Source organism: Streptosporangium sp. LJ11 (genome assembly GCF_051918945.1).
Classification (GTDB): domain Bacteria; phylum Actinomycetota; class Actinomycetes; order Streptosporangiales; family Streptosporangiaceae; genus Streptosporangium.
Window position 1 is genome coordinate 1 of record NZ_JBPXMB010000061.1, and the last position, 14,716, is coordinate 14,716.

Genomic DNA, 14,716 nt, shown 5'->3' on the forward strand with positions numbered 1-14,716 from the left:
GCCGACGACTCCAGCAGCTCAACCCCCATCCCCAGCCACTGCGACCCCTGACCGGGAAAGACGAACACCGTCTTACCCGTGGTTCCCGCCGCTCCCTCGACGGCGCCCGACACCGTGCCGGAGGCGAACCGCTCCAGGGTCGCCGTCAGCTCGGCCCGGTCCCCCACCACCACGGCCCGGCGCTCGAAGGCCGACCGCGACACCGCCAGCGAGTGCGCCACGTCGGCCAGACCCAGCTCGCCGCGCTCGGCCGTCCACGCCGCCAGCCGCCCGGCCTGTGCCCGGAGCGCCTCGCTCGTCTTCGCCGACAGCACCCACGGCGCCACCGGCACCTCGGCGGGCGCCTCGGCCTCGACCGCCTCCTGGGCGGGGGCCTCCTCGATGATCACGTGCGCGTTGGTGCCGCTCATGCCGAACGAGGACACGCCCGCCCTGCGCGGTTCCGCGCCGGCCGGCCAGGGACGGGCCTCCTTCAGGAGCTCCACGTCGCCCGCCGTCCAGTCGATCTGCTCGGAGGGCTCCTCGGCGTGCAGGGTGGCGGGCATGACGCCGTTGCGCAGGGCCATCACCATCTTGATGACCCCGGCGGCGCCCGCGGCGGCCTGGGCGTGGCCGATGTTCGACTTCACCGAGCCGAGCCACAGCGGCCGGTCCTCGGGCCGGTCCTGGCCGTACGTGGCCAGGATGGCCTGCGCCTCGATCGGGTCGCCGAGCGCGGTACCCGTGCCGTGCGCCTCGACGACGTCGACCTGGACGGGCGCGAGCCTGGCGTCGGCCAGCGCTTGGCGGATCACCCGCTGCTGCGAGGGACCGTTCGGCGCGGTCAGCCCGTTGCTCGCGCCGTCCTGGTTGATCGCCGACCCGCGGATCACCGCCAGGACCGGGTGGCCGTTGCGGCGCGCGTCCGACAGCCGCTCGACCAGGAGCACGCCGGCGCCCTCGGCGAGCGCCATGCCGTCGGCGGCGTTGGAGAACGCCTTGGAACGCCCGTCCCTGGCCAGCGCGCGCACCCGGCTGAAGCCGACGAACGTGCCGGGGGTCGCCAGCACGGTCACCGCTCCGGCCAGCGCCATCGTGCAGTCACCGTTGCGCAGCGCGCGCACCGCGAGATGGAGCGCGACCAGGGACGACGAGCAGGCGGTGTCGATGGTGACGGCCGGGCCCTCCAGTCCCAGGGTGTAGGAGATGCGGCCGGAGACCACGCTGGTGGCGACGCCGGTCATCATGTAGCCCTGCAGCTCCGGCGGCGCCTGCGTCATCATCGTGAGGAACTCGGGGCTGTTGGCGCCCACGAACACGCCGGTCCTGCTGCCGTGCAGGGTGGCCGGGTCGATGCCGGCCCGCTCGATCGCCTCCCACGAGGTCTCCAGCAGCAGCCGCTGCTGCGGGTCCATCGCGACGGCCTCACGCGGGCTGATCCCGAAGAAGCCGGGGTCGAACTCGGTGATGTCGTGCACGAACCCGCCCTCGGCGACGTACGAGGTGCCGAACGCGTCGGGGTCGGGGTTGTAGAGCGTCTCCAGGTCCCAGCCGCGCCCCTCGGGGAAGTTCGAGATGGCGTCGGTCCTGTCGGCCACGACCCGCCACAGGTCCTCCGGGCTCTCGACCTCTCCCGGGTAGCGGCATCCGATGCCGACGATGGCGATGGGCTCGTGGTCCTTCTCCTCGGCCGCGTGCAGGCGCTTCTTGCTGTCGTGAAGCTCGGTCGTCACTCGCTTCAGGTACTCGACGAGCTGTGCTTCTGTTGCCATCTGCCTTCCTCTCTCGCTACTACGCCTGCTCAGGAGATGCCGAGCTCGTTGTCGATGAAGTTGAGAATCTCGTCCGCCGTCGCGTCGGCCAGCCGGCCCGCCACGTCCTCCTCCGCCGGTCCGGAGTCCGGCCGTCTCTCCTTCCAGGAGAAGAGCAGCTGCTCCAGCCGGGCCGTGATGTCCTCGGAGGTCGCGCACTCGGCCGCGACGACGGCCAGCCTGGCCTCGATCCGGTCGAGTTCGGCCAGGATCTGCTGGTCCGCGCTGTGCGCCGGTGGCGCGATCTCCTCCAGCAGGTGCCCGGCCAGCGCGGCGGGGTTGGGGTAGTCGAAGACCAGCGAGGCGGGGAGCCGCAGCCCGGTGGCGGTCTTGAGGCGGTTGCGCAGCTCCACCGCGGTCAGCGAGTCGAAGCCGATCTCCTTGAACGCCCGGCCGGGCTCCACCACCTCGGACCCGGCGAAGCCGAGCACCGCGGCCACGTGGCTCCGCACCAGGTCCAGCAGCATCGGCGTCCGGTCGGCCTCGGGAAGGGCCGCCAGCCGGTCGGTGAGGGACTCGGCCTCCTGCGACTCGGCCGCCACGACGCGGCGGGCCGTGGTCCGCACCAGGCCGCGCAGCAGCGGGTGCCCGAAGCCGGCCGCCGCGCCCGCGCGCAGCGTGGCGAGATCGAGCCGCATGGGCACGAGTGCCGCCTGGTCCGCGCCCATGGCCAGGTCGAACAGGTCGAGGCCCTGGTCCAGGTCGAGCGCGCCCATCCCGGACCTGTTCAGCCTGCCGATGTCGGCCTCGTCCAGGTGGCCGGTCATCCCGCTGCCGCTCCGCGGCGACCACAGGCCCCAGGCCAGCGACGTCGCCGCCTGCCCGCGTGCCCGGCGGTGCTGGGCGAGCGCGTCCAGGAAGGCGTTGGCCGCCGCGTAGTTGCCCTGGCCGGGGCTGCCGAACACGCCGGCCGCGCCCGAGTACAGCACGAACCGTGCCAGGTCGAGCCCGGCGGTGAGCTCGTGCAGGTTGACGGCCGCGGTGACCTTCGGCCGCAGCACGGCCTCGACGCGCTCCGGGGTGAGCGAGGAGATCATCCCGTCGTCCAGCACGCCCGCCGTGCTGAGGACGCCGGTCAGCGGGTGCTCGGCGGGGATCTCCGCGAGCAGCGCCGCCAGGGCGTCCCGGTCGGCCGCGTCGCACGCGACGATCCGTACGGTGGCGCCCAGCCCGGTCAGCTCCTCCTCCAGCGCGGCGGCGCCCGCGGCCTCGGGGCCGCGGCGGCCGGCCAGGACCAGGTGCCGCACGCCGTGCTCGGTGACCAGCCGCCTGGCCGCGAGCGCGCCGAGCGCGCCGGTGCCGCCGACGACGAGCACGGTGCCCTCGCCGTCGAGCTCGGCCGGCATCGTCAGCACGACCTTGCCGATGTGGCGGGCCTGGGCGACGTGCCGGAACGCGTCACCGGCCCGGCGGACGTCCCAGTCGCGGATCGGCGGCAGCCGGAGCGCGCCCTCCGCGAACAGCGCGACGACCGTGGCGAGGATCTCGCCGGTGCGCGCCGTGTCGAGCCGGGTGAGGTCGAAGTCCTGGTAACGCGCGGGGAGCATCGCGGCCGGGTCCCGCACGTCCGTCTTGCCCATCTCGATGAACCGCCCGCCGGGGCGCAGCAGCCCGAGCGAGGCGTCGACGAACTCCCCGGCGAGGGAGTTGAGCACCACGTCCACCCCGGAGCCGAAGGCCCGCGCGAACTCCAGCGTCCGCGAGGAGGCGATCCGCTCGCGGGGCACGCCCAGCGCGTGCACCGCGTCCCACTTGCCCTCGCTGGCGGTGCCGTAGACCTCGGCCCCCAGGTGGTGGGCGAGCTGCACGGCGGCCGTCCCGACGCCGCCGGCGGCGGCGTGCACCAGCAGCGACTCGCCGGCGCGGAGGCCGGCCAGGTCCACGAGCGCGTGGTAGGCGGTGACGAAGGCGATCGGCACGGACGCCGCCTCGGTGAACGTCCACCCGTCGGGGATGCGGACGAGCAGCCGGTGGTCGGCGACGGCCAGCCGGGCGAAACCGTCGACGATGCCCATCACCCGGTCGCCCGCCGCGAGCGTGGTGACGTCGTCGGCGACCTCGGTGACGACGCCCGCGCCCTCCCCGCCCATGGGGGCGTCGCCGGGGTACATGTCCAGGGCGATCAGCACGTCGCGGAAGTTCAGCCCCATCGCCCGGGTGGCGATCCTGACCTCGCCGGGGGCCAGGGGCGGGTTGTCCGCCGGCAGCAGCGTCAGGTTGTCGACCGTGCCGCGGCCGTTCACGTCCAGCCGCCAGTTGCCGGTCCCGGCGGGCGGGACCAGCGCGGTGCCGCGCCCGGATCCGGCGCGGGCCAGCCTGGGCGTGTACGCCGTCCCCTCGCGGAGCGCGAGCTGGTTCTCCCCGCCGGCCAGTACGGCCGGCAGCGCCCGGTAGGAGTCCGGGTGGCCGTCCAGGTCGAGCAGGATCAGCCGGTCCGGGTTCTCCGACTGCGCCGACCTGGCCAGCCCCCAGACGGCGGCGTTGCGCAGGTCCGCGACCTCGTCGTGGCCGGTCGCGGCGACGGCGCCGTGGGTGATGAGGACCAGCCGCGAGGACGGGAAGCGCTCCTCGGCCAGCCAGGTCCGCAGCAGGTCGAGCACCTCGCAGGTACGGTCGGCGACGGCCGCGGCCAGCGCGCCCGCGGGGCCGCCGTCCAGCGACACGCACACCAGGTCGGGCACCTGCTCCGTCGCGAGGAGCGCGGCCAGGCTGTCGTGCCGCGCGGCGTCGATCCCGGCGCGGGACAGGCCGGTCGCGTCGCCGACGACGGCCCACCGCTGCCCGGCCGGCGCCTCTCCGGCCGGGGTGGGCGCCCAGTCGAGGGCGTAGAGCGAGTCGCGTGCCGTACCGGCGGCCGGGACGGTGCCCGCGGCGGGCAGCGGGCGCAGCAGCAGGGCCGCCACGTCGGCGACCGGGGCGCCCGCCTGGTCGGTGACGGTGAGCGCCACGCGGCCGGCCTCCCGGATCGACAGCCGGGCGCGGATCGAGGTGGCCCCGGTGGCGTGCAGCCGCACGCCGGTCCAGGCGAACGGCATCTGCGGCCCGGCCTGCGCGCCGGTCGCGTGCAGCGCGATCGAGTGCAGCGCCGCGTCGAGGAGCGCGGGGTGGAGGCCGAACCCGCCGGTGTCGGTGCCCTCCGGCAGGGCAACCTCGGCGAAGACCTCCTCGCCACGCTGCCAGACGGCGTGCAGTCCCTGGAAGGTGGGGCCGTAGCCGAGACCGGCCTCGGCCAGCCAGCCGTACATGCCGGACACGTCGATGGCCTCGGCGCCCTCGGGCGGCCAGGCGGCGGTGTCCTGGACCGGTCGCTGCGCGGCGCCGGTCGCGAGGACGCCGACGGCGTGGCAGGTCCACGGGTCGTCGGACAGCCCGCGGTCGGGCCGCGCGTGGACGGCGAGCGTGCGCCGTCCCTCGTCGTCGGGCGCGCCGACGGCGAGCTGCAGCTGGACCGCGCCCCGCTCCGGCAGGGTGAGCGGCGCCTGGATGGTGAGCTCGTCGACGAGGTCGCAGCCGACCTCGTCACCGGCGCGCAGCGCGAGCTCGACGAAGGAGGTTCCCGGCAGGATCGCCTGCCCGTTGACCGCGTGGTCGGCGAGCCACGGGTGCGTCCTCAGCGAGAGCCTGCCGGTGAGCAGGACGCCCTCCGCGCCGGCCAGTGACACGGCCGCGCCGAGCATGGGGTGGCCCGCCGCGCCCAGGCCCGCGGCGCCGACGTCACCGGCGGTGGCGGTGCGCTCCTCGAGCCAGAAGTGCTGGTGCTGGAAGGCGTAGGTGGGCAGGTCGACGACGCTCGGCCGGGCGGGGGCGATGGCCCGCTCCCAGTCGACGTCGCCGCCGCGCACCCACAGCTCGGCCGCGCTGGACCACATCCGGCGCTGGCCGCCCTCGTTGCGCCGCAGGGTGCCGATGGCCGTGACGTCGTGGTCGGCCGCGTCGGCCGTCTCCTGGACGGCCATGGTCAGCACGGGGTGGGCGCTGCACTCCACGAACACGCCGTGTCCCTGCTCCATCAGCGCGCGCACCGACGGCTCCAGCTGGACCGGTCGGCGCAGGTTGGTGTACCAGTACCCGGCGTCGAGCTCGGCGCCTTCGATCCAGCCGGCGGTCACGGTGGAGAAGAACGGCGTGTGGCCGGTACGCGGCGCGACCGGCGCCAGCAGCGTGGCGAGCTCGTCCTCGATCGCGGTGACATGCGCCGAGTGCGAGGCGTAGTCCACCTCGATCCGCTTGGCCCGCACCCCGGCCGCCTCGCAGTCGGCGAGCAGCTCCTCCAGCGCGTCCACGTCACCGGAGACCACCGTGGAGGCCGGGCCGTTGATCGCGGCGATCGACACCCGGTCGTCCCAGCGGTCCAGCCGCTCGGCCGCCTCGGCCGACGGCAGCGCGACGGAGACCATCCCGCCCCGGCCGGCCAGCGCCACGATCGCCCGGCTGCGCAACGCCACCACCCGGGCGCCGTCCTCCAGCGACAACACGCCGGCGACCACCGCGGCGGCGATCTCTCCCTGGGAGTGGCCCACCACCGCCGTCGGCTCGACCCCGAGTGACTGCCACAGCTGGGCGAGCGAGACCATCATCGCCCACAGCACCGGCTGGACCACGTCCACCCGGTCGAAGCCCGGCTGGCCTTCCTCGGCCCGCAGCACCCCGGTCAGCGACCAGTCCACGAACTCCGACAGCGCCGCCTCGCACTCCGCCATCCGCGCCGCGAACACCGCGGAGGAGTCCAGCAGCTCGACACCCATCCCCGGCCACTGCGACCCCTGGCCCGGGAAGACGAACACCGTCTTGCCGCCCGAGCCTGGTGTGCCCTCGACCACCCCGGTGACGGCGGCGCCGTCCGCGAGCCCGTGCAGCCCGGCGAGCAGTTCGTCGCGGTCCGTGCCCACGACCACCGCGCGGTGGTCGAACGCGGACCTGGAGACGGCCAGCGAGTGGGCCACGTCCTCCGGGCGCGCCTCGGATCCGGCGACCGCCCGCGCCAGCCGTCCGGCCTGGTCGCGCAGGGCCTGGGCGTTCCGCCCCGACAGCACCCACGGCACCGCGGGAAGCGCGGGCAGCTCAGAGGGCGCCTGCGCCTCGTCCTTCTGGGCGGGGGCCTCCTCCAGCACCACGTGCGCGTTCGTGCCGCTGATGCCGAACGACGAGACGGCGGCGCGGCGCTCGCGCCCGCTGTCCGGCCAGGTGACGGCCTCGGTCAGCAGTTCCACGCTGCCGGCCGACCAGTCCACGTGCGGGCTCGGCTCGTCCACGTGCAGCGTCTTCGGCAGCACGCCGTGCCGCAGGGCCATCACCATCTTGATGACCCCGGCCACGCCGGCCGCCGACTGGGTGTGGCCGATGTTCGACTTCACCGAGCCGAGCCACAGCGGCCGGTCCTCGGGCCGGTCCTGACCGTACGTGGCGAGCAGCGCCTGCGCCTCGATCGGGTCGCCGAGGGTGGTGCCCGTGCCGTGCGCCTCGACCGCGTCCACGTCCGCCGGCGACAGGCCCGCGTTGGCCAGCGCCTGGCGGATCACCCGCTGCTGCGAGGGACCGTTCGGCGCGGTCAGGCCGTTGCTCGCGCCGTCCTGGTTGATCGCCGACCCGCGGATCACCGCCAGGACCGGGTGGCCGTTGCGGCGCGCGTCCGACAGCCGCTCGACCAGGAGCATGCCGACGCCCTCCGACAGTCCGAAGCCGTCCGCCGAGCCGGCGAAGGACTTGCACCGGCCGTCCCTGGCGAGCGCGCCCTGCAGGCTGAAGCCGATGAAGCCGAGCGGGGTGCACATCACCGTGACACCACCCGCCAGGGCCAGGTCGCAGTCGCCGTTGCGCAGCGCCTGCACCGCCAGGTGCAGCGCCACCAGCGACGACGAGCACGCCGTGTCGACCGTGACCGCGGGCCCCTCGAGCCCCATCGCGTACGCGACGCGACCGGAGGCGATGCTGCTCAGCGTGCCGGTGACCAGGTGCCCGATGGACTCCAGCGGCACCTGGTCGGAGTGGCGGCCGTACTCCTCGTAGGCCGCGCCCACGAACACGCCGGTCCGGCTGCCGCGCAGCGAGCCGGGGTCGATGCGGCCGTGCTCGATCGCCTCCCAGGAGGCTTCGAGCAGCAGCCGCTGCTGCGGGTCCATCGCGAGGGCCTCACGCGGCGAGATCCCGAAGAACTCGGGGTCGAACTCGCCCGCGCCGAGCACGAAACCGCCGTCCTGCGTGTACGAGGCGAAGACCGCCTCCGGGTCCGGGTCGTAGATCCCCTCGACGTCCCAGCCCCGGTTGTCGGGCAGCCGGGAGATGGCGTCCTCGCCCTCGGCGACCAGCCGCCAGAGGTCGTCGGGGCCGTTCACCCCGCCCGGGGTGCGGCAGCTCATCCCGACGATCACGATCGGGTCGTCGGACACGTCGCCGCGATCCCTCCCGGCGGTCGCGACGTCCTCCTGCACGCCCAGGATCTCGGTCCTGGCCAGCTCCGCGAGCGCCTTCACGTTCGGGTAGTCGAAGACCACGGTGGCCGGCAGGCGGATGCCCAAGGCGAGGTTGAGCTTGCCGCGCAGCTCGACGGCCGTGACGGAGTCGAAGCCGAGGTCGCGGAAGGCCCGGTCGACGCCGACCTCTGACGGGTCCGCGTAGCCGAGCACGCCCGCCACCTCCTTGCGGACCTGGGCCACCAGGAGGCGGGTCTGGTCCTGCGGGCTGAGCCGGACCAGCTGGGCGCCCAGCTCGGACACCTCCCCGGCGCCCGCGCCGGTCTCGCCGCCGGTCTCGAGCACCGCGACGGCCTCGGGGACGCCCTCCAGCAGGGGGCGCCTGCGGGCGATGGCGAAGAGCGGGGCGAAACGCGGCCAGTCGATGTCCGCGATCACCAGGGTGGTCTCGTCGTCGTCCAGTACCTGCCAGAGTCCCTCGACGGCCGTGAGCGGGTCCATGTAGCGGACGCCGCTTCTGCGGGCGTCGTCCTCGCCGAGCAGCGTGGTCATCCCGCCGCCCGCGGCGTCCCAGAAGCCCCAGGCGATCGCCGTCCCGGGAAGGCCTCGGGCGCGGCGGTGGGCGGCGAGCGCGTCGAGGAACGCGTTGCCCGCGGCGTAGGCCCCGTTGTGGGAGCCGCCCCAGACACCGGCACCGGAGGAGAACAGCACGAAGGCGTCGAGCGGGCCGGCGAAGAGCTCGTCCAGGTGGGCCGCGCCGGTGATCTTGGCCTGGGTGGCCTCGGCCAGCTCGTCGCGGCCGAGGTCGAGTAACGGCTGGATGTGCGGGACACCCGCGGTGTGGAAGACCGACCGGATGGTGTCGCCGCCCGCCTCGACCTCGCCGACCAGGGCGGCGAGCGCGGCGCGGTCGGCCACGTCGCATTTGGCGACCGTGACCCGCGCGCCCAGCCCTTCGAGTTCGGCCACGAGCTCCGTGACGCCGGGGGCGTCCGCGCCGCGCCTGCTGGTGAGGAGCAGGTGCTCGACGCCGCCGCGGGCGAGCCGGCGCGCCACGTGCGCGCCCAGGCCGCCGGTGCCTCCGGTGATCAGGGCGGTGCCGCGCGCCTGCCAGCGTCCGGCCGGGCCCGTCCGCCGCCTGGGCGCCCTGGTCAGCCTCCTGGTGAAGATCCCGGAGGCGCGGACGGCCAGCTGGTCCTCCTCCCCGGCTCCGGCGAGCACGCTCACCAGGCGGTTGAGGACGCGCGTGTCGAGGGTCTCCGGCAGGTCGACGGTGCCGCCCGGCCGGCCGGGGTGCTCCAGGGCGAGCACGCGGCCCAGGCCGGCCACCGCCCCCTGCTCGGGGTCGCGGACGAAGTCGACGCGGCTCACGCTCTCGCCGCCGTCGGTGCCGATCCACAGCGGCGCGTTCAGGCCGTCCGTGGCCTGAATCAGCGAGAGGGTCAGGGCCAGGTCGCAGTGCAGGGAGAGGACGCCCGCGGGCGCGATGTCGCCGTACGGCAGCGTCTCGCCGCCGAAGTCGTCGCCCAGCCCGATCACTTCGGTCCTGGCTCCGTGCCGCTCGAGGGCCTCGGCGACGGAGAGCACCGAGGCGTCGGCGGCACGCGCCGCCGGGACCGCGATCAGCCAGGTGCCGGACAGCGCGGAGGGCCTGGCGTCCGGCAGGGTGACGGGTTCCCACGTCACGTGGTAGCGCCACGAGTCCAGCACGCCCTGCTCGCGCCTGCTGCGCCGCCAGGACGACAGCGCGGGCAGCACCGCGGCCAGCGGCGAGCCGTCCTCGATGTTCAGCGTCGCGGCGAGCGCGGCCACGTCCTCGCGCTCCACGGCCGACCAGAACTCGGGGTCGACGGCGTCGGCCGCCTGCTCGGGCGCGGCGCTTCCCGGCATGAACCAGAAGCGCTTGCGCTGGAAGGCGTAGGTGGGCAGGTCGACGCGCCGGGGGCAGGCGTCGGCGAAGTAGGCGTCCCAGCCGACGACGACGCCCCTGCCGTGCAGGTGGCCGAGGGCCTCGACGAAGGCTCGCGCCTCGTCGCGGTCCTTGCGCGCGGTCGGCACGAAGGCGACGGCGTCGTCGCCGTCGAGGATCTGCCTGGCCAGGCTGGTCAGGACGGCGTCGGGGCCGATCTCGACGAACACCGTGGCGCCGCCGGTGCGGGCGGTGGTGACGGCGTCGGAGAAGCGGACCGCCTGCCGTACGTGGTCCACCCAGTAGCCGGGGTCGGTCAGCTGTCCCGCCTGGGCGCGCCTGCCGGTGACGTCGGAGATGATCGGCACCGTCGGCTCGTGGTAGGTCAGCGACCGGGCGACCTGGCGGAACTCGGCCAGCATCGGCTCGATCAGCGGAGAGTGGAAGGCGTGCGAGACGCGAAGCCTGCGGGTGCGGGCGTTCACCAGGGAGGCGATCTCCTCTATCGCGGCCTCACCGCCGGAGATCACCACGGCCTCCGGGCCGTTGACCGCCGCGATGCCGACGTCGCGCCCCTCCAGCAGCGGCAGCACCTCGGCCTCGGGGGCGGCGATCGCCAGCATCGCCCCACCTGCCGGAAGCGCCTGCATGAGCCGCGCCCGCTCGGAGACCAGCGTGCAGGCGTCGGGCAGCGAGAGCACCCCGGCCACGTGGGCGGCGGCGATCTCCCCGACCGAGTGGCCGACCAGCACCTCCGGGGTGACGCCGAGCGAGGTGAGAAGCCGGTACAGGGCGACCTCGAAGGCGAACAGCGCCGGCTGGGTCATCCCCGTCTCGGCCAGCACCTCTTCCGGACCGGAGAACATCGCCTCGCGCACCGGGTGCGGCAGCATCGGGTCCAGGACCTTGCAGACCTCCTCCAGCGCGTCGGCGAACACCGGGAACGCCGCCGAGAGGGACGCCCCCATGCCCACCCGCTGGCTGCCCTGGCCCGCGAACAGGAAGGCGAGCTGCCCGCCCGTCCCGGTTCCCGTGACGGTTCCCGGCAGGGCCGCGTTCTCCGCGAGGGCCTGGAGCCCGGCCAGGAGCTCGGCCCGGTCCGCTCCGACGACCACCGCGCGCCGGTCCAGCACGGCCCGGCCGGTCGCCAGGGACCAGCCGATGTCCTCGATCGGCAGGTCGTCGTGCGCGACCGCCCACGTGTGGAGCCGGCCGGCCTGCGCCGCGAGCGCCTGCTCGTCCTTGGCGGAGACCACCCAGGGCACCAGCGGGAGCGGCAGCCTCTCCGGCTCGGCCTCGTCGGGCTGGACGGGCGTCTCCTCGATGATCATGTGGGCGTTGGTGCCGCTGAACCCGAAGGCCGAGACGGCCGCCCGGCGCGGCGCGTCGTGACGCTTCCAGGGACGGGCCTCGGTGAGCAGCTCCACGGCGCCGGCCGACCAGTCCACGTGCTCGGTCGGCTCGTCCACGTGCAGCGTCTGAGGCAGCACGCCGTTCCGCAGGGCCATCACCATCTTGATGACGCCGCCGACGCCGGCGGCGGCCTGGGTGTGACCGATGTTCGACTTCAGCGAGCCCAGCCAGAGCGGCCTGCCGGGGGCCCGGTCCTGGCCGTAGGCGGTGATGAGCGCCTGCGCCTCGATGGGGTCGCCCAGGGTGGTGCCGGTCCCGTGGCCCTCCACCGCGTCGACCTGTGAGGGCGACAGGCCGGCGTCGGCCAGCGCCTCCCTGATCACCCGGACCTGGGAGGGACCGTTCGGGGCCGACAGCCCGTTGCTGGCGCCGTCCTGGTTGACCGCGCTGCCACGGATGACCGCGAGCACGTTGTGCCCGTTCGCCGTGGCGTCCGAGAGGCGTTCGAGCAGCAGCACGCCCACGCCCTCGCCCCAGCCGGTGCCGTTGGCCGCGCCGGCGAACGACTTGCACCTGCCGTCGCTGGCCAGGCCCCGCTGCTGGGAGAACTCGATGAACGTGTTCGGGGTCGCCATCACCGTGACGCCGCCGGCCAGTGCCAGCGAGCACTCGCCCCTGCGCAGGGCGTGCACCGCCAGGTGCAGCGCGACCAGCGACGAGGAGCACGCCGTGTCGACGGAGACGGCCGGGCCCTCCAGGTCCAGGGCGTAGGCGACCCGGCCCGAGGTGACACTGCCGAGCGCCTCCGCGCGGAAGTAGTCGTGGTACATGACCCCGGCGTAGACCCCGGTACGGCTGCCGCGGACCGACACCGGGTCGATGCCCGCGTGCTCGAAGGTCTCCCAGCACGTCTCCAGGAACAGCCGCTGCTGCGGGTCGGTCCCTATGGCCTCGCGCGGGGAGATGGAGAAGAATCCCGCGTCGAACTCGGCGGCGTCGTAGAGGAAACCGCCGTGCCTGGAAGTGGTCGTGCCCGGGTTGTCCGGGTCGGGGTGGTAGAGGTCCTCGCGCCAGCCGCGGTCGGCGGGGAACTCGGAGATCCCGTCACCGCCCTCGGCGACCAGCTGCCACAGCTCCTCGGGCGAGGTGGCCCCGCCCGGGTAGCGGCAGCTCATGCCGATGATCGCGATGGGCTCGTGGTCGCGGCCCTCGATCTCGTGCAGCTGCCGACGAGTTTGCTGGAGGTCGGCTGTAACCCGCTTCAGGTAGTCCCTGAGCTTGTCTTCGTTTGCCATCTCGGGTATTCCTTCTCAGCAGAAGCGCACAGGTCAGGAGACTTCAAGCTCGTTGTCGATGAAGGCGAACATCTCGTCGTCGGTGGCCGTCTCGAATTGGTCGGCCGCGCCGAAGCCGTTGAGGCCCGTCAGGAAGTCCTTGAGGCGGGCGACCAGCCGGTTGCGGGCGACGCTCTCCTCCGCCAGCCCGGTCACGGTGTTCTCGATCTTTTCGATCTCGGCGAAGAGCCGCAGGGTCTGCGCCTCCTCGTCCTCCGCCCCGTCGAAGTGGTCCACCAGATACTCGATCAGCTCGATCGAGGTGGGATAGTCGAAGACCAGCGTGGCCGGCAGCCGGAGCCCGGTGACGGTGCTGAGCCTGTTCCTGAACTCGACCGCGGTGAGGGAGTCGAAGCCCAGGTCCTGGAACTGGCGCTGGGGCTCGATCGCCGAGGCGTCGGCGAAGCCGAGGACCATGGCCGCCTGGCCGCGGACGAGGTCCGACAGTGCCGCCTGGCGCTCCGCGGGCTCCATCGCGGCCAGCCGTTCGGTGAGCCCGTGCAGGGCGCCCGCCCGGGGCATCGCCGTACGGGCCGTGGTTCTGGCCTGGACGAACCGGGCGGCGACCAGCGCCGGGAGGTCGTGGTTCAGGCCGGCGTCGAACAGGGCCAGCCCGTCCGCCACCGGCAACGGCTTCAGGCCCATGCGCTCCATGCGGCGTATGTCGGCCTCGGTGAGGTCGTCCGCCATGCCCCCGCTCTCCCACAGGCCCCAGGCCAGCGAGGTGCCCGCCAGTCCCTGTGACCTGCGGTGCTCGGCCAGGGCGTCGAGGAAGGCGTTGGCCGCGGCGTAGTTGCTCTGGCCGGCCCCGCCGAGCACCCCGGAGAGGGAGGAGAAGAGGACGAACGCGGACAGGTCGAGATGCCGGGTAAGTTCGTGCAGGTGCCAGGCCGCGCCGGCCTTGGGCCGCATGACCCGCTCCAGCCGCTCGGGGGTGAGCGCGGTGATCACGCCGTCGTCGAGGACGCCGGCCGCGTGCACCACGCCGCTCAGCGGGTGCTGGACGGGGATGGCCGCGATCAGCTGCTCCAGCGCGTCCCGGTCACCGACGTCGCAGGCCGCGACCGTGACCGTGGCGCCGAGCTCGGTCAGCTCGGCCACCAGGTCGGTGACGCCCGGGGCCTGCTCGCCGCGCCGGCTGGCCAGCAGCAGATGCTTGACCTGGTAGGTGGCGGCCAGGTGTCTGGCCACCAGCGCGCCCAGGCCGCCGGTGCCGCCGGTGACCAGCACCGTGGACTCCGGCCCGAACTCCAGCCGCTCGCACTCCGGTACGGCCGCGCGTGCCAGGCGCGGCGACCACAGCGCGCCCGACCGGACCGCGACCTGCGCCTCGCCCGAGGCGAGGGCCTGACCGACCGTTCTCGGGTCCAGCGGCCCGGCCTCCACGTCCAGCAGCACGAACCGGCCGGGCTGTTCCGCCTGCGCCGCCCGCACCAGACCCCAGACCGCGGCCTGCGCCGGGTCCGCGTCCTCGACCTCGGCGACCGCCACCGCGCCCCGGGTCACGAGCACCAGCCGCGAGGAGGCGAACCGCTCCTCGGCCAGCCACTCCCGCACCAGGCCCAGCGCCTGGTGCACCCCGGCCGGAACCTCGACCAGCACGCACTCCGCGATCTCACCGTCCAGCGAATCGGCGACCACCCACTCGGGCGCCTCCGCGGCGGCGGAAACGGCCGGAGCCGCACTCCACTCGAGCCGGTACAGGTTCTGGCCGGCGGTGTTGCCCAGGCCGGCCGTGGACAGGGCCCGAAGCGTGAGCGCCTCGATGTCGGCCACGGGTGCACCGCTGCCGTCGGCGATGTTCAGCGTGATGCCGACGCTCCCGACGTTGGCGGTGGCGTTTCTGGTCGCTCTGACGCGCAGGGTGGTGGCGCCGACCGCGTGGACCGACACCCCGTTCCAGGCGAACGGCAGATACGG

The 14,716-nt window shown here is 74.3% G+C and carries 3 protein-coding genes; all 3 read right to left on the reverse strand.

The window, feature by feature from the left end:
- Positions 1–1,751: type I polyketide synthase (locus ACTOQ3_RS43000; protein ID WP_440089810.1), on the reverse strand; the 1,751-nt coding region annotated here is incomplete at its 3' end.
- 29 nt (positions 1,752–1,780) lie between these two features.
- Entirely contained in the window at positions 1,781–12,757 is a 10,977-nt protein-coding gene (locus ACTOQ3_RS43005; RefSeq protein WP_440089811.1) for a type I polyketide synthase, read from the reverse strand.
- Positions 12,758–12,790: 33 nt separating this feature from the next.
- The coding region (locus tag ACTOQ3_RS43010; protein WP_440089812.1) for a type I polyketide synthase at positions 12,791–14,716 on the reverse strand (1,926 nt) is incomplete at its 5' end.